We start from the raw sequence: 16,036 nt of genomic DNA on the forward strand, positions 1-16,036 counted from the left end.
GATGAATCCGATCAGCTTTCTCTCTCGCACGCGCCGGGCCGGGCGCATCGACATCACCGATATATTGTCATGGGTCTGGCTGACCGGCGGCACGTTCGCCGTGCTCGTCCCCGTCGTCTGGGCGGGTCTCTCCTCGCTGAAGCCGGCAGCCGAAATTACCCGCTTTCCGCCGGCGCTGCTTCCGCGTGCTGCGGTGGAACGGACGGTCCCCGGCTTCGACAAACCGCTCAGCCTCTGGCAGGTGACCATCGACGGTAAGCCACGCGAGATGGCCATGGTGCGGCGTATCGGCCTGAAGGCCCAGATGGTCGATCCCGCAAATCCCGGACAGCCGATCAGCGTCGACGTCAAGGGGATCACGCCGGTGCAGCATTTGACCGTCGCCACCGAGAATTACAGCGATCCGCTGACGCGCTTCAACTTCCTGACCTTCCTCAAGAACTCGGTGTTTGTCACCGTCGTTGCGACGCTTCTGACGCTCATCGTCAACGCCATGGCGGCCTTTGCGCTATCGAAATACAAATTTCGTGGCGACACGACCGTTTTCGTCATCATCATCTCGACCCTGATGATCCCGCTCGCCGTCGTCATGGTCCCGGCCTATCTCGTCATCGTCGGGGTCGGGCTTGCCGACAATCTCTGGGGCGTCATCCTGCCGACGATCGCCTCTCCGACCGCCGTCTTCTTGCTGCGGCAATATATGCTGACCATACCCGATGAACTGATAGAGGCGGCGCGCGTCGATGCGGCGAGCGAATTCTGCATCTTCTGGCGCATCATCCTGCCGCTGACGGCGCCGGCGCTCGCGGTGCTGGCGATCTTTTCCGTGCTCTGGCGATGGAACGACTTCCTCTGGCCGCTCATCGTCCTCAACAGCCGCGAGAATTTCACCCTGCAGGTCGGCCTGAACGCATTCCAGGGAGAGTTCTCGGTGCAATGGCACTATATCCTGGCGATGACGTTCCTCAGCCTGCTGCCCGTCACTGTCGTCTTCCTGTTTCTGCAGAAGTATATTACCACGGGCATCGCCGGAACAGGCATGAAGTAAGTGAGCCTGCATGGAGAGAGACCTCCTCGTAATCATCGAATAACCCAAACCACGCCGACCTCCGGCTGAGGCGCGTCGTATAGAACTCGGTTCATGCGGCGCGCTTCGGCGGTCGATACCTCCTGCGGATATCACAAAACGGTTTCGATTAGCGGGATCAAGGCCGCGCCGATTGCACCGGGGGCATCGATGATCTGTGCCACGGCAAGGCTTGGGACGTCACGTAATACGCCATGCCGAGGCAGATTATTGAATTCAGTCCGCTCGATAAGCATTCTCGCGAGTGAATGCGGAAGCTCGCCGCCAAGGACGATCAAGGCCGGGTCGAATACTGCGCAGATCGCATTGATGGCTTTGTTGTGGGCCGGCGCGACGCGGTCGACCCACTCCGCAACGCCATCCCAATCCACCAGGTTTTCGTTCTTCAGGTCCCTGAGGGTCAAGTTCGAGCGTCCCTTGGCATGAAGGTGTTGAAGCAAGAGGCTGAGTGCAGGGCGATCTTCGTATTCCTCACGCCCGAAGAGAACGGAATATTCGCCGGCATTTCCGAAACTGCCGCGAAACGGCATGCCTCCGGAAACGAGGCCGCCCCCGTATCCGTGAAGGTGGGCGATATAGGCGAAATCAGCGACGTCGCGGCCGACACCGAAAATTGCTTCCGCCAAGGCGGCGGTCCTGGCGACATTGTCTGCCCAGACCGGTAGGCCGAGCTGCTCTCCGAGCAAAGGCGCCAAATCGATCAATGACCAATGAGCGAGCGGCAGAGGACAGTTGAAGGCCGTGTCCAGCATATGGTGGCCAGAGACTGCCAGACCGATGCCGAGGACATCGCGCCGCTCGGCTCCTCGCCGGGCAAGGAGCTCTTCGACCGCCGCTTCGATCCGCTCCATCTCCGCGGCGAGCGACGATCCCTCCTGCGGAATTTCCATGTGGTCCAAAGGTTCTCCGAAACCCATGAGGCAGAGGCCGATCGAACCGACGTTCACGGCGATGCCGAGCGTCAGACACCAGTCTCTGCAAAGAGTAAGGCCAGGGCTGGGGGGCCCGGGGCGCCGGGTTTCCGATGTGGAAAAGACAATCATCCCTCGCTCATGAAGCCGCGCGACGATCCTGTGCAACGATTGCTGGGTGAGATCGAGCGGCTCGGTTAGGTCGGAGCGCTCAATGCCTGGAGACTTCCAGATCAGCCGCAGCAGGTCGCGTTCGTTGCGGGAAGCGACGCGCACAGCTTGCGTGTCTCGCAAAAAATGCGCGGCGATGTGGTCTAGCGGATCATACTTCATTTTGGGTTCGGTTTGATTTACACTGTGAGTGTGAACCAGATTGGGAGGGCGTTTTGCTTCTGTCAAACAAGGAATTCGAGCCCCGGTTTGCCGGCCCTGCTTACTCCATTGAGATTGGCCAAGCCAGCCGGGATCACAATTCACGACGGCAGAGGGGATATCGTTGAGATCCGAGAGCACGGCGCGCGCTCCTGAGCGTGAGACATACGGGTTTGCGCCGACGCATGAAGGCAGGGACTTCGAGTCGATGGTGCAAGCCTATTCGGCAGGCTACGGAGCCTTTAGCGCCAAGCCGCTGAGCAAAGATCGGGCTTTTGCTTGGGCAGCGGACCTGAGAACAAGCGGGCCATTTACGGCGCTTCATTCGGTTTATCAGAGTTCCTGGACGATTCGAACGCTCGAGGAGACGCCGCAACACCTCGCGTTTTACATCCCGCACACCGGATCCTTTCGACTGTCCATTGGAAAAAGAGTGGTTGAAAGTGAGGCGGGTCATCTTCTCATGGCCAACAACCATCAGGTAGGCGATCGTTTCGTCCAAGGCGGCCCGCACCGCTCGGATGCGCTGTTCCTGGACTGGAAAATTGTGAGACGAATGCTGGTTTCACTGGTGGAAACGCCAATCCTCGATTCGCTTGACCTAGAACCCGTTCTGGATCTCACAACACCATCGGGCCAGCTTATCGGTAGCCTGGCGCAGACGATCGTGCAGGGCATGCTCAATGACGGTCCGCTTCTGTCTTCACCGCTTGCCATGGCAGGAATGAGCGAAACGCTTGCCAATCTCGTGATCCGATTTGGCTCTCACCGTTTTTCCGGCTATCTGGAAAAAAACAAAGTGTCGTTGGTCGCGCCTTGGCATGTCCGACGTGCTATCGACTATATGCACGCCAATATCGCAGAGCCCCTCACCATGACGATGATTGCGGATGACGTCGGTGTTTCACTTCGTGCGCTGCAAACGGGCTTCAAGGCCTTCAGGGGAACCTCACCGGGCAGTTACTTGCGCACGATCAGGCTGCAGGCAGCCCGCGACCAGTTGCGGGATCCGATGAATCAGCGATCCGTCCGGGAAATCTGCGCCATATGGGGTTTTTCTCATGCGGGGAGATTCTCCATCATCTATCGCAGAGCCTTCGGAGAAAGCCCGCGGGATACGCGCCTGCGGGCCGAGCGCTCGCGCTAGCTAACTACGGAAGGCGCGCCTAATAATTTCTTCAACAGCAGTCGATACCGGCGCACAGGATGGGATCAGGCCGCGCTGCATTTGCCAGACATCGGTGAGCAATGTCCGATCGTGGAGCGCGCCGCCCGCCTTGTCTTTCGACCGGTCTCGTTTGAGAAGACAAATCATCGACCGTCGACTCTCGTTGAACTCCGCCGAGATAGCCTCTAGTTCCCGTTCTGATAGGCCCAGGTATATTCCGCAGCCGTCAGAGGCGCATATTTCGAAGGGTTTTCTCAAGAAAGCCTCTACCGCCGATGCTTGGCTTGAATAAACGGGATCGTCTTTCACAAACTCGCGGAACGCTTTAAGGTCGCCGCGCAGGATTCTCGGAGTTAGATCGAAGCCTCGAACTGCGAACAAAAGACCCCAGCTAAAGTATCCAAGCCTGAGTGTGGTCGCCTCGCAAGCGCGACGTTCTTTACTATCGTGCTGGTTGCAATCTCGAAGCTTCACTGCACTAAAGATCTTGGGAATTTGCAAGGTTTCTTTAGCGTCGGACGCAACGGCTATCGAAGCATCGATCATGATACACAATGAGATCGATAGGGCTGCAGCAAGGATTTTGGTCATCGTGCTCTCCGAAGGTACCGCATCGATCAGGCTCGATGCGTTGCATTCCCGCGCGGCGGCGCGACGCTACCCCTCAAGACGAGATGGCATCCAAGTTCCAGGCGATGGGCCGGCCGCTGCGGATCGTTGGCGATCAGCCGCTGTTCGATGAGCGCCAAGGCGGCGGCGCCTAGCCTGTCTGTGGGAACGCTGATCGTCGACAGCGGCGGGCGGCTGAACTCGCCGGGAACGATGTCGTCGAACCCCAGCACTGATATCGCTTCCGGCACGCGGATGTCCCGATCGGCCAATGCCTTCAGGCATCCGAGCGCCAGATTGTCGGCGGCGCAAAAGACGGCGGTCGCGCCTTTCATCGTGGCATCGCGGTCGAGCAGCGCGTTGATCGCAGCCTCGCCGTGCTTGGGCTCATACCCCTCGGCCTCGACGATCATATCGTCCGGCACCGGAAGCTGGGCGGCGAAATAGGCATCGGAAAAGCCGTCATATCGGCGCTGGATCGTCGTGCGTCCCTTCCAGGTCAGGTGCAGGATACGGCGATGCCCGAGCGCCAGCAGGTGCTCGATGCCGAGCCGCGCTCCGAAGCGGTTTTCGGGGGTGACCGTATCGACCAGCATGGCGGGGTCTTCGCCGTTGACGATGACGACAGGCATATCAGGGGAGGCGAGGCTTCGGATCAGTTCCGGCTGATCGTCGTTCAGGACCACGATGCCGTCGGCGCGTTCCGAGAGCGCGATCTGTCTGACTTGAGCGCCGTCGATACGCCGGCCGGTGCTGACGAAGGGTACGATTCTGATGCCGCGGCGTTCGCACTCCCTACGGAGACCGTTGAGGATCGTCCAGCTCACCAGGTTGAGGTCGCTCTCGGGCGCGGCATCGTCGGGAATGGCGAGAAGCAGGACGCGCAAGGTCGCGATCGTTGCCTTCTTCCTCCGGCGGTCGAGGTAGCCTAAGCGTTTGGCCGAATCCAGAACCCTTTCGCGTACCTCGATCGTCAGCGGTGCGGTTCCGTTGAGCGCGTGCGAGGCCGTGCTCAGCGACACGTCCGCATCGCGCGCGACATCCTTGAGATTGACTTTGCGTTCCACTTTTTCCGTCACGAATTGAGGTCGTGCCTTCGAAGGCATGGCTAACTCGATGTTTTCACATAAAAACTTGAGAAAAGCTACGTGCCTGGTGCGGTATTTTTTGTCATTTGGCGATCAGTGAGGTTTGGCAAGCAGGCCATTGAGCAGCAGGTCGAAATAAGTCCGCAGGAAGGCCTCCTTGTTGGGTGTGGGCACGCGGCGATCGTCGAATATCAGCCGCAGAACTGTCGTCGTCAGGATGGGCGCGACCACGATGTCGGAGAATTCCACCGGAACTTCGCGAAACTCCCCCGACGCCACACCCTCCAGAATGAGAGAGTCGACCTTGGTGATGATTGGCTCAATGAACTGGTCGTGGTGGCGGTCGATCAGGTCGGGGAACCGGTGTCCTTCTGCGATGACCAGCCGTGTCAGTTCGCGGGTCGTACGATCCTCGGCGATTTGTTCGTAGAGCAGGCCGAGAATGGAAATCAGCCGGTCAGTGGCGCTGCCGCTGAGCCCGTCCGTGATCGTCAGCAACTCGTGAAACGGCACGGAGAAATGATTGATCATGGCTTCGAATAGCTTTTCCTTGGTCTCGAAGTAGACATACACCGTACCCTTGGTGACGCCGACCCTGTCGGCGATGTCTTCGACGCGCGTGCCGGTGAAACCGCTTCTCACGAATTCCTCGAAGGCGGCATCCAGGATCTGGATGGGCCGCAGCGCTTTCTGTTCCGCGCGTGTGATCTTCTTCTGAGCTGCCATTTGCCTCGCCTCCCTTGTTGCGCTCGCCCTGATCCCCGCGGCACAAAGTTTCATTGACTAATCCGTCAGTCAATTATATAGGAGCTGCCGTTGAGAGCAAGAGGTCAACTATGAGAACCATTCTGGTCGCCACAGCGATCGTATGCGCCATCGGTCTCGGATCATGCAGCGATGCAAGCGGGCCGACCGAGCCCACCCCGCGGCAGATCTCCGTCGTCGTTGCCAAGCCCGAGCCGCTGGTTCAGGGCGGCGCGGTCACCGGCGAAGTCCGCGCCCGTGTCCAGACCGATCTGTCCTTCCGCGTCAGCGGCAAGATCATCGAGCGGCTGGTCGACGTCGGGCAGTCGGTAAAGGCAGGGCAGCTCCTGGCGCGCATCGATCCGGAAGAACAGAAGGCCGACTTGGATGTGGCGGCCGCCAATCTTCAGTCGGCTGAGGCCCAGCAGACCCAGGCGCAGCTTGCATACGACCGCCAGCAGAGCCTGTTTCGAACGCAGGTGACGACGCGTGCCGCACTCGACCAGGCGCAGGAGGCGCTTCTGACCGCGCAGGCATCGACGAAGTCGGCGCAGGCGCTGTTGGAAACCGCTCAGGATACCTTGTCTTACACAGAGCTGAAGGCGGACGCCGACGGGATGATCACCGCCCGCAATGCCGAGGTCGGGCAGGTGGCGCAAGCCGCCCAAGTCGTCTTCACTCTTGCCCATGACGGTGACCGCGATGCCGTCTTCGAAGTGGTCGAAAGTGCGTTCCTGCGCCCGATCGACGGCGACGGAATCGTGACCCTTCTGTCGAACCCGACGCAGAAGATCACGGCGAAGATCCGCGAAATTTCGCCGACGATCGATTCCTCCACCGGAACCATCAGGGTCAAGGTGGCGATATCGAGCGATGCTCCCATTCCCCTGGGCGCTCCCGTCGTCGGAAGATTCAATTACGTCTCGCAGGACGTCATTCAGCTTCCCTGGTCAGCCATGACGTCCAAGGGCGGCAAGCCGGCCGTCTGGATCGTCGATCCCGCATCGTCGGCGGTTTCGGCAAAGGCAGTAGATGTCGCCGGCTACGAGACCGGCAGCTTCATCGTGAAGTCAGGCGTGTCGGAAGGAGATGTCGTGGTGACCGACGGGACCAAATTCCTCAGGCCGAGTGAAATAGTGTCTTATGGCAAGGAAGCTTCCAAGTGAGTATTCATCTCAACATAGTCGCACTGATGGTGGGCACGGCCCTGATCTCCTCCTGCGCGCCGCAGGAGGAGGAGAAGGTGGAGGCGCCCCGTCCCGTGCTGTCGATGACAGTCAAGCAGACGCCCGCTACGAGCCTGGGCCTGACCGGTACGATCGAACCGACGATCGAGACCGAACTCGGCTTTCGGATTCTCGGACGGATGATCGCCCGCAACGTCAATGTCGGCGATCTCGTCAAGAAGCATGACGTCGTTGCCGCCATCGATCCGCTGGCGCTCGAGCTTGCCGTACGCAACGCTCAGTCGGACGTCGAAAACAGCGACGCCCAACTCAGAAACGCGGTGACCACCGAGCAGCGCCAGCGCGCTCTGTTGGCGTCGCGCTCCGGCACCGAAGCCTCGCTCGAAGAGGCCGAGCAGGCAAGGCGAACCGCCGCAGCCGCCGTCGCCAAGGCGCAGGCCAATCTCGACAAGGCCAAGGAGCAACTCGGTTATGCGCAGCTTCGGGCGGAATTCGACGGTGTTGTGACGGCGACCTCGGCCGAGGTTGGCCAAGTGGTGTCGGCCGGCCAGACGGTCGTCACCATCGCCCGGCCGGACAAGCGCGACGCCGTTGTCGACGTGCCGCAGGCCGCCGCCCAGAAACTGAAGACCGGCGCGCCCTTCGAGGTGACGCTGCAGCTCGATCCGACCATCCGCACGTCCGGGATTGTGCGTGAAATAGCACCGGAGGCGGAGACCTCTACCCGCACGAGCAGGACCAAGATCGCGCTCACCAATCCGCCCGAAGCCTTCAGGCTCGGCTCGGTCATCAGAGCCTCGGCAACCATCGCCGCGGATCCAGAGATCGTGCTGCCTTCCTCGGCAATCATTGCTGGCAGCGACGGCCCGAGCGTCTGGATCGTCGATGCGCCTGCCAGGAAAGTATCGATTCGCCGCGTGAAGATCGACGGTGACGTCGAAGACGGCGGCACCGTCCGCGTCACCGAGGGGCTCGCCCCCGGAGAAAGGGTGGTCGTGGCAGGCGTGCATAAACTTGAAGATGGCCAGACCATCAGGATCGACCAGGAGATCAGCCAGTGAAGTCCTTCAACCTTTCCGACTGGGCGCTCGAACACCGTTCGCTCGTCTGGTACTTCATGATCGTCTTCATTCTCGCAGGCGCCTTCTCCTACGTGAAGCTCGGCCGCGAAGAAGACCCGAACTTCACGATCAAGACGATGGTAATTACCGCCCAGTGGCCCGGCGCCTCCGCCGAGGAAGTGACGCGGCAGGTGACCGACAGGATCGAGAAGAAGCTCCAGGAACTGGAATCGCTGGACTATACCAAGAGCGAGACCGTTGCCGGCCAGACGACCGTCTTCGTCGAGCTGCTGCCGACGACCAAGGCAAAGGATGTCGCTCCCACCTGGCTGCGCATCCGCAACATGATCGCCGACATCAAGGGCGATTTCCCGACCGGAGTCGTCGGTCCCTTCTTCAACGATCGCTTCGGCGACGTGTTCGGAAACATCTACGCCTTCACCAGCGACGGCCTTACCCAGCGCCAACTTCGCGATCTCGTGGAAAATGCCCGCTCCGAAGTCCTGACCGTGCCCAACGTCGGCAAGGTCGATGTGGTCGGCGCCCAGGACGAGGCGATCTATCTCGAATTCTCCACGCGCCAGATCGCCGCCCTCGGGATCGACCAGCAGTCGGTCATCCAGACCTTGCAGGCGCAGAATGCTGTCACGCAGTCCGGCTTCGTTGACGCCGGGCCGGAACGCATCGCATTGCGGGTCAGTGGGCAATTCACCTCCGAGGACAGTCTGCGATCGATCAATCTTCGGATAAACAACCGCTTCTTTCCGCTGAGCGACGTGGCCACGATCAAACGCGGCTACGTGGATCCGCCCTCGTCGCTGTTCCGCTTCAACGGTCAGCCGGCGATCGGGCTTGCGATCGGCATGAAGCAGGGCGCCAATCTTCTGGAGTTCGGCGAGGGGCTCGACGCGCAGATGAAACGTGTCGTCGCTGACCTTCCGATCGGCGTGGACGTCCACCGGGTTTCCGATCAGCCGGCCGTTGTCGACGAAGCGGTGTCCGGATTTACCCGCGCGCTCTTCGAAGCGATCGTCATCGTGCTGATCATCAGCTTCATCAGCCTCGGTCTTCGCGCCGGCATGGTGGTGGCGATCTCCATACCTCTCGTGCTCGCCATCACCTTCGTGGTGATGGAGTATTCCGGCATTTCGCTTCAGCGCATCTCGCTCGGCGCGCTCATCATCGCGCTCGGCCTGCTTGTCGACGACGCCATGATCGCCGTCGAGATGATGGTGGCCCGCCTGGAGGCGGGCGACGATCTCAGGAAGGCCGCCACCCACGTTTATACGTCGACCGCCTTTCCGATGCTGACGGGAACGCTCGTCACCGTAGCGGGCTTCATTCCGGTTGGTCTCAACAACAGCGCTGCCGGTGAATTCACCTTCACGCTTTTCGTGGTCATCGCGGTTTCGCTGATCGTCTCCTGGGTGGTGGCGGTGCTGTTCACGCCGCTTCTCGGCGTCACGATCCTGCCGAAGACGATGAAATCGCATCACGAGAAGAAGGGCCGCTTCGCCTCGGTCTTCTCCCGGCTCCTGGGTCTGGCGATGCGCTGGCGCTGGGTCACCATCATTCTGACGGTCGGCGTCTTCGCACTTTCGATTGGCGGCATGGGACTGGTGCAGCAGCAGTTCTTCCCGAACTCGGACAGGACCGAGCTCGTCATCGACTGGAACCTGCCTCACAACAGCTCGATTGCCGAGACCGACAGACAGATGGCCAGGTTCGAAAAGGAGATGCTTGCCGACAACAAGGATATCGACCACTGGACGACCTATGTCGGCCAGGGCGCACCGCGCTTCATCCTGTCCTTCGACGTGCAGACGCCGGACGTATCGTTCGGACAGACGATCATCGTCACCAAAGGGCTCGAGGTGCGCGATAAGGTCCGGGCGGAGCTGCAGGACTATCTGACGAAAACCTTTCCCGGCACCGACGCCTTCGTCAAGCTTCTCGACATCGGTCCGCCGGTCGGCAAGCCGGTCCAGTACCGGATCAGCGGCCCCGATATTCAAAAGGTCCGCGACATCTCCCAGCAGTTCGCAGGTGTGGTCGGTTCGCATCCGCTTCTGGCGAACATGGTCCTGGACTGGAACGAGCCCTCCCGCGTGGTGAAGGTCGATGTCCTGCAGGACAAGGCGCGACAGCTCGGGGTCTCCTCCGAGGATATCGCGACCGCGCTTAACGGCATCGTCGAAGGCTCTACGGCGACGCAGGTTCGCGACGACATATACCTGATCAATGTCATCGGCCGCGCTAGGGCTTCCGAGCGCGACTCCATCCAGACGCTGCAGAACCTGCAGCTCTCCACCTCCAATGGCAAGGTCGTGCCGCTCTCCGCCGTGGCGAATTTCCGCTACGAGCTCGAGCAGCCGACGATCTGGCGTCGCGACCGCCAGCCCACCATTACGCTCCAGGCCGCCGTTATTGGTTCGACACAGCCGGCGACGATCGTCGACCAGCTGAAGCCGAAGGTGGAAGAGTTCCAGAAGGGCCTTCCGGTGGGATACAAGGTGGAAGTGGGAGGCGCGGTCGAATCCAGCGCCGAGGCCCAGGGACCGATCGTCGCCGTGGCGCCTCTGATGTTGTTTACGATGGCGACGATTCTGATGATCCAGCTGCAGAGCTTCAGCCGCCTCTTCCTGGTATTCGCGGTTGCGCCGACGGCCCTGATCGGCGTGGTCGCAGCACTTTTGCTGAGCAATGCTCCTATGGGCTTCGTCGCGATCCTCGGCGTGCTGGCTCTGATCGGCATCCTGATCCGCAACTCCGTCATCCTGGTCGTCCAGATCGAGCACCTACGCAGCGAAGGAATGGGGCCCTGGCAGGCGGTCATCGAGGCCACTGAGCACCGCATGCGGCCGATCATGCTGACGGCCGCGGCGGCCACGCTGGCGCTGATCCCGATCTCGCGCGAGATCTTCTGGGGGCCGATGGCCTACGCCATGATGGGCGGCATCGTCGTCGGAACCGCACTCACCCTGCTGTTCCTGCCTGCGCTCTACGTCGCGTGGTTCAGGATTCCGAGGGACGAAGGCGTTCGGGCCGAAGCCGCGGCGGCAGAGGTGTGACGCAGTCTTCGACGGCCATCGCCCACGGCCGCCGCGGCGGCCGCTGCAACACGGGCCGCGATAAAATGGGTGGGGTGGCGCAGGCGATGCCATCCCACGCGGGAACGAGAACGACGAGATCGGCTGAAGCATGCGCCCGAGAGCCTTGATCCCAGGGGAAATTTATCGATGACGGAACGGTATTCTCCGAAGCCCTCGAAGGCAGATCACCGAGAGCTCCTGAAGACCGGGCCGGCCATCATCGTCGCGATCGGCTTGGCGATGCTTGCAGGCTGTGCGACGAGACCATTGCCGGACGTATTGAAGCCGGTTCATCTGACGACTCATGCCGAAAAGGCCCCGGTCAGCGTGAACGTGCTCGTAGCGACCAACAGAACTCCCGACAGCATACGGGGCGGGTTCGGCAGCGCGTGGGCCGATAATCTCACCTATGAGCAGTATGGGTTTTCGGTCCCTCCCGACCGAAAGGACACCGCGATCACATATCCGACCGCGACCCCGGATCCCGAACGGCAATTTGCCGTCATCAGGCGCAAGCAGCTTGCAAAGGACGCCTTCGTAGAGGAGGCGCTCCGCTCCACGCAGTCCGACGGCACCGTCGGCATCTTCGTGCATGGCTACAACTACAGTTATCAGGAGGCGCTGTTTCGCACCGCGCAGATTGCCGCGGATGCCAATATTCCGGGCTCTCCGATTCTGTTTTCCTGGCCTTCGGCCGCCGCCGTCGCCGGCTATGTCGCCGACCGCGATGCCGCCCTCTCCTCGCGTAGCGACCTCGACTCGCTTGTTACGTCGCTCTCGGCTTCAGGAAAGGTGAAACGCATCATCCTTTTCGGACATAGCATGGGCGGATTCCTGGTCATGGAAACGGTGCGCCAGCTCGAACTGCAGCATCGCGACGACGTCGTCGGCAAACTGGCGGTGATCCTGGCCGCCCCTGACATCGACGTCGATGTTTTCCGGTCCCAGCTGAAGGATATCGGGCGGATGCCGATCCCGATATCCCTTCTCGTTTCGAAAGATGACCGGGCGCTCGTCGCTTCGAGCTTCATAGCGCGAGAGCGGGCGCGCGTCGGACGCCTCGATATCGACGATCCCGTCATCAGGGAGGCTGCCTTGAAGGAAAGGCTTCGGGTCATCGACATCACGTCGATCCAGGCATCCGACGGGCTGGGACACGACCGCTACGCATCGCTCGCCAAGTTCGGAGCGCAGCTTGCCTCCTTCGAAAGCGGCAGGCGGTCGACCGCCGGCGACGTTGGCGCCTATGTCTTCGACGCCGCCGGCGCCGCGGTCGCAAGTCCGTTTCGTCTGGCCGGGCGTGTCGTCGGCTCGCAATGATGAGATTTCCTCGATCCTGCCGACCTTCACCACCATCCTGACGGATTGGTGGGGCACCTACGGCCGGTTCTTCGGCGTCGCCATCGGCGGAGCGATCTATTTCGTGTTGAGAATGGGCGCGCGGCGCAAGCCGGCCTTTGCGTCGTGACCAAATGAAAGGCGCGCGGCAATCGCCGGGCGCCTTTCATGACGCTGCCCGGCGCCTGGCCAGATGAAGGCGGCTGGTCAAACCCGGCACCGACGCAGTGATGCATGTTTTACGAAATAGCATTATGATCGGCTGAGCGCCTGACCGGCGAAGGGATTGGCCCCGCGGATATATGATCCCGTGCGGCCATGGAGAGGATAGCTGGATTTGGAACGGCTGAAGGATCTGAACGGTATTTCCGCGCTGGCAGACGGGGGCTCCACATCGCCTCCGTATGAACGGCCCGGCGTCGTGGCCGCCGCCGTTTATCAGCAGGGGCAACGCATTCGCGACATCAGGATAGAAGAGGCCGGCGAATGGCGAAGCCGGGAGAACGCTGTCGTCTGGATCGGCCTGCACGAGCCGGATGAAGTGCTGCTGCATCAGGTCCAGGCCGAGTTCAATCTCCATGCCCTGGCGATCGAGGATGCGGCGCAGCCCCACCAGCGCCCGAAACTGGAAATTTACGGCGACGCGATGTTCATCGTCGCCCGGACCGCCCATATGAAGGATGACGAAATCGTCTTCGGCGAAACGCATCTGTTCGTTGGTCGCGGTTATGTCGTCTCCGTTCGCCACGGCGACTCGTCCTCCTATCTGGCGGTGCGGCAGCGATGCGAGGCCACGCCGTCAGCACTTGCCCATGGCGAGAACTATATTCTCTATTCCATCCTCGATTTCATCGTCGACAACTACATGCCGGTCATCGAGGTCGTGCAGGAGGAGGTCGAGAAGCTCGAGGATCTGGTGCTTCGCGAACAGCTGGAAAAGTCCGACATCGAGCGGCTTTACCTGTTACGGCGCAAGCTGCTGCGGCTGCGCAACGCCGTGGTGCCGCTCGTCGACGTCTGCCGGCGATACGAGCACATCGATCTTCCCGGCATGGATCCGACCCTCCAATCGCTGTTTCGCGACGTGACCGACCACGTCCGCCGGGTTCAGGAAGATATCGATGCATTGCGCGAGGTCCTCGCCTTCGCCTTCGAGGCCAGCGTGATGATCGGCCAGACGGAGCAGACGGCGATTGCACGCAAGCTCGCCGCCTGGGCGGCAATCCTCGCCGTTCCCACCGCGATCGCCGGCATCTACGGAATGAACTTCAACGAGATGCCGGAATTGAAATTCCGGTATGGCTATTTCTTCGTGCTCGGTGTCATCGCGTTCTTGTGCCTGTTCCTCTTCACTTTCTTCCGTCGGAGGAAGTGGCTCTAAATATGGGACGAGTCACTGACGTCTGGCGGTTCCTCTTCGGCTCCTAAACATGAGGGGCACAGACATGCAAAGCGGGACATTCAGCTTGCCGAAGGCGCGTCAGCACAGGGCTTTGAGCAGCCGATCCCCATGGCTTCGAACATAGTCCATATCGCTCAAATACAGTCGGGCATCTCCGGCAACCACGTCCTCCATGAACGTCTCATCTCCGGCGGCCGCACTTGCCAGCATGAAATCGACGAGCGCCTGCAGCCGCTGGCAGATCATCTCAGGGAGCTGGAGCCGGTCTTCCATCGTCGCGCCATATGCCGTGCAGAAGATTTCCGCCCGGCGCAACTGACCGTCGAGGCCGAAGGTCACGTGCGGATTAGTGGGATCGGAAAGCGGCGCCCAGCGGTAAACCGAGTAGGCCAGATCCCACAGGCGCGGCGCGGGATGGGCGGTGTCGAAATCGATGATCCCGACAGCTTCATGGTCTGCCGTCGCGACATTGTAGGGCGCATAGTCGCCGTGGCATATGATCTCGCGCGGCTCCTGTGGCGGCAGCATCCATGTCTGGATCTGGCGATCCGATTCGAGAAACCCTTGAGATGCCGAGTGAAAATCGCGCAGAAGCTTGGCTGCGGAAAGCAGCGTGCGTTCCGACCCGACAAATTGGTCGCTCAGGTCTTCGCAGACGCGCCCGGTGACATAAGTGATGACTTCCTGGTTTCCGCCAATTTCAATCGGATCCGGCGCTCCCGGAAAGCCTCTGCTCCTGAGATGGCGCAAAAAACGGTGCACCGTCGGCGTCCATGCGCCGGAAGGCCGTACGACGGTATCACCGTCCTGCCAGATCTGCCCGTTTCGTCCGCCCTCCAACAGTTTCACGTTCCGGCCTCCAGACGTTCCTTATGCGAATTCAGTTTTTCGATATGGGCCTGAACCGTGGCGCCAAGGTTTGTCTCATGGCAGTTCCGGTAGAACGCCACGACGTCGGAAGGCATTCCGTCGGGGATGGGGAGGAAGTCTTCAAGCCGCAGGCCGCTTGAACTGCCGAGTTGCGGATCGGCCAGCTGGCTCTCGCTCAAACTGCCGACACGATCGGCCAGGGCTCGGAAATAGGCGAGGTTGCCATCCACCGCCGAAGGAGAGTAGGTCCGGCCGTGCGCAGGGATGACCAGTCTTGCATTGAGGTCACGTATCCGCTCAAGCGAGGAGCGGATCAGGCGCAGGTCGCCTGCATTTTTGCTCCAGACTTCGGGGATGGGGTATTCCACCGCGTCGACGGCCAGGCAGATGCGAAGTTCGGGAATCCACACGGAGATATGGTCGGGTGTGTGACCTGGCGTATGAATGAGTTCCAGCGTCAGATCGCCGCCGTTGAGGGTCATCGAGCCGGAGAAGGTGATATCGGGACCGATGAGGTTGACGTTTTGAAACCTCGACTCCTGGCTCGCCTTGTCCCTCAGGACTTCCCGTGCGGAAGGGTCGCGTAAACGGTCGAGCGCGGCTGCATGCGCGATAATCGGAGCGCGCCCGGCAATGGCGGCATTTCCCCAGAAATGATCCCAATCCATGTGCGAATTGATGACGATCAGCGGACGGGAGTTCGTCTGTTCCTCGAGCAGGTCCAGTGCCGCCATGCAGAGTTCGGGCGTTCCAAGCGTGTCGATCAGGACGTTGAACCTCTGGGTCCGGACAAACACGGCATCAACTTCGTCCCCCGCCCTGACGATCACGATTCGATCATCGAGTTCGGGGTATGAACACAATTCCACCGATGGATTCACGTCTGGTCGCCTTTATTGCAATCGCAGTGATTTCATTCGGATACATCAAGGCCCGTTCGGGCGCCTGATCTTTCAGAACGGGGCGGCGACGGGCCTCCGTCGCCGAATGGGTCATCATCCCAGAAAGCGCAAGACCGTTCAATTATATCGCGAACCTTCAAGGTCCGTCTGCGCAGTTCAAGGCTTCTGACGCGCGTATCGAGCGCGTTCCATCGGTCCCGCGCCG

Annotated in this window: 13 protein-coding genes and 1 pseudogene; 8 read left to right on the top strand and 6 right to left on the bottom strand. The window is 60.8% G+C overall.

Annotated elements, in window-relative coordinates; all coding sequences use genetic code 11:
• Nucleotide 1 precedes the first annotated feature (1 nt).
• Nucleotides 2-1,048, top strand: coding sequence for a carbohydrate ABC transporter permease (locus tag RWJ89_RS02160; RefSeq protein WP_316030497.1), 1,047 nt, complete (start codon nt 2-4; stop codon nt 1,046-1,048).
• A 131-nt stretch (nt 1,049-1,179) separates the two neighbouring features.
• Here RWJ89_RS02160 and RWJ89_RS02165 read toward each other — a convergent pair whose 3' ends face one another.
• On the bottom strand, nt 1,180-2,331 hold the full coding sequence (locus RWJ89_RS02165; protein ID WP_131662846.1) for an ROK family transcriptional regulator: 1,152 nt from the start codon (nt 2,329-2,331) through the stop codon (nt 1,180-1,182).
• 163 nt (nt 2,332-2,494) lie between these two features.
• Between RWJ89_RS02165 and RWJ89_RS02170 the strand changes: the two genes are divergently transcribed.
• Nucleotides 2,495-3,517 carry a helix-turn-helix transcriptional regulator gene (locus tag RWJ89_RS02170; protein ID WP_168280950.1) on the top strand — a complete coding sequence of 341 codons (1,023 nt, stop codon included), beginning with the start codon at nt 2,495-2,497 and terminating at the stop codon, nt 3,515-3,517.
• Here RWJ89_RS02170 and RWJ89_RS02175 read toward each other — a convergent pair whose 3' ends face one another.
• From RWJ89_RS02175 to RWJ89_RS02185, 3 genes are all read right to left on the bottom strand, one after another.
• A complete protein-coding gene (locus RWJ89_RS02175) occupies nt 3,518-4,129 on the bottom strand; it encodes a hypothetical protein (RefSeq protein WP_316030498.1) in 612 nt (203 codons plus the stop codon). It lies immediately after the preceding gene.
• 26 nt (nt 4,130-4,155) lie between these two features.
• Entirely contained in the window at nt 4,156-5,253 is a 1,098-nt protein-coding gene (locus RWJ89_RS02180; RefSeq protein WP_206105846.1) for a LacI family DNA-binding transcriptional regulator, read from the bottom strand.
• Between the two features lie 75 nt (nt 5,254-5,328).
• Complete coding sequence (locus RWJ89_RS02185; RefSeq protein WP_020047212.1) at nt 5,329-5,961, bottom strand: TetR/AcrR family transcriptional regulator; 633 nt, start codon at nt 5,959-5,961, stop codon at nt 5,329-5,331.
• Nucleotides 5,962-6,071: 110 nt separating this feature from the next.
• Between RWJ89_RS02185 and RWJ89_RS02190 the strand changes: the two genes are divergently transcribed.
• The 6 genes and pseudogenes from RWJ89_RS02190 to RWJ89_RS02215 all read left to right on the top strand — a co-directional run bounded on the left by RWJ89_RS02190 (nt 6,072) and on the right by RWJ89_RS02215 (nt 14,038).
• Complete coding sequence (locus RWJ89_RS02190) at nt 6,072-7,145, top strand: efflux RND transporter periplasmic adaptor subunit (protein WP_221946440.1); 1,074 nt, start codon at nt 6,072-6,074, stop codon at nt 7,143-7,145.
• Nucleotides 7,142-8,227, top strand: a complete 1,086-nt coding sequence (locus RWJ89_RS02195; protein ID WP_131662707.1) for an efflux RND transporter periplasmic adaptor subunit — start codon at nt 7,142-7,144, stop codon at nt 8,225-8,227. The genes RWJ89_RS02190 and RWJ89_RS02195 overlap by 4 nt, the downstream gene beginning before the upstream one ends.
• Nucleotides 8,224-11,298: an efflux RND transporter permease subunit gene (locus RWJ89_RS02200; protein ID WP_131662708.1), complete on the top strand. Its 3,075-nt coding sequence runs from the start codon at nt 8,224-8,226 to the stop codon at nt 11,296-11,298. The genes RWJ89_RS02195 and RWJ89_RS02200 overlap by 4 nt, the downstream gene beginning before the upstream one ends.
• A gap of 261 nt (nt 11,299-11,559) precedes the next feature.
• Entirely contained in the window at nt 11,560-12,639 is a 1,080-nt protein-coding gene (locus tag RWJ89_RS02205) for an alpha/beta hydrolase (RefSeq protein WP_245503807.1), read from the top strand.
• A gap of 7 nt (nt 12,640-12,646) precedes the next feature.
• Nucleotides 12,647-12,787 (top strand): annotated as a pseudogene (locus RWJ89_RS02210) (allantoin permease); the annotation flags it as partial.
• Nucleotides 12,788-12,994: 207 nt separating this feature from the next.
• Nucleotides 12,995-14,038: a magnesium and cobalt transport protein CorA gene (locus RWJ89_RS02215; protein ID WP_131662709.1), complete on the top strand. Its 1,044-nt coding sequence runs from the start codon at nt 12,995-12,997 to the stop codon at nt 14,036-14,038.
• Between the two features lie 99 nt (nt 14,039-14,137).
• On the opposite strand, the gene RWJ89_RS02220 is transcribed toward RWJ89_RS02215, so the two are convergent.
• Together RWJ89_RS02220 and RWJ89_RS02225 are read right to left on the bottom strand one after the other, a co-directional pair.
• Nucleotides 14,138-14,908 (bottom strand): phosphotransferase enzyme family protein, encoded by a 771-nt coding sequence (locus RWJ89_RS02220; protein ID WP_131662710.1) that lies wholly within the window; start codon nt 14,906-14,908, stop codon nt 14,138-14,140.
• The gene (locus tag RWJ89_RS02225; RefSeq protein WP_221999665.1) at nt 14,905-15,810 is read right to left on the bottom strand and encodes an MBL fold metallo-hydrolase; all 906 of its coding nucleotides are present in this window, start codon (nt 15,808-15,810) and stop codon (nt 14,905-14,907) included. The genes RWJ89_RS02220 and RWJ89_RS02225 overlap by 4 nt, the downstream gene beginning before the upstream one ends.
• Between the last annotated feature and the right edge of the window lie 226 nt (nt 15,811-16,036).

Origin of the sequence: Rhizobium sp. 10PS4, from assembly GCF_032464805.1 — a bacterium.
In the GTDB taxonomy this organism is placed as follows: Bacteria; Pseudomonadota; Alphaproteobacteria; order Rhizobiales; family Rhizobiaceae; genus Rhizobium; species Rhizobium laguerreae.

Bases quoted from the DNA above. Each gene is read 5' to 3' on its own strand.
- RWJ89_RS02160 (WP_316030497.1), top strand. From the start codon at position 2: ATGAATCCGATCAGCTTTCTCTCTCGCACGCGCCGGGCCGGGCGCATC.
- RWJ89_RS02165 (WP_131662846.1), bottom strand. From the start codon at position 2,331: ATGAAGTATGATCCGCTAGACCACATCGCCGCGCATTTTTTGCGAGAC.
- RWJ89_RS02175 (WP_316030498.1), bottom strand. From the start codon at position 4,129: ATGACCAAAATCCTTGCTGCAGCCCTATCGATCTCATTGTGTATCATG.
- RWJ89_RS02180 (WP_206105846.1), bottom strand. From the start codon at position 5,253: ATGCCTTCGAAGGCACGACCTCAATTCGTGACGGAAAAAGTGGAACGC.
- RWJ89_RS02185 (WP_020047212.1), bottom strand. From the start codon at position 5,961: ATGGCAGCTCAGAAGAAGATCACACGCGCGGAACAGAAAGCGCTGCGG.
- RWJ89_RS02190 (WP_221946440.1), top strand. From the start codon at position 6,072: ATGAGAACCATTCTGGTCGCCACAGCGATCGTATGCGCCATCGGTCTC.
- RWJ89_RS02205 (WP_245503807.1), top strand. From the start codon at position 11,560: ATGCTTGCAGGCTGTGCGACGAGACCATTGCCGGACGTATTGAAGCCG.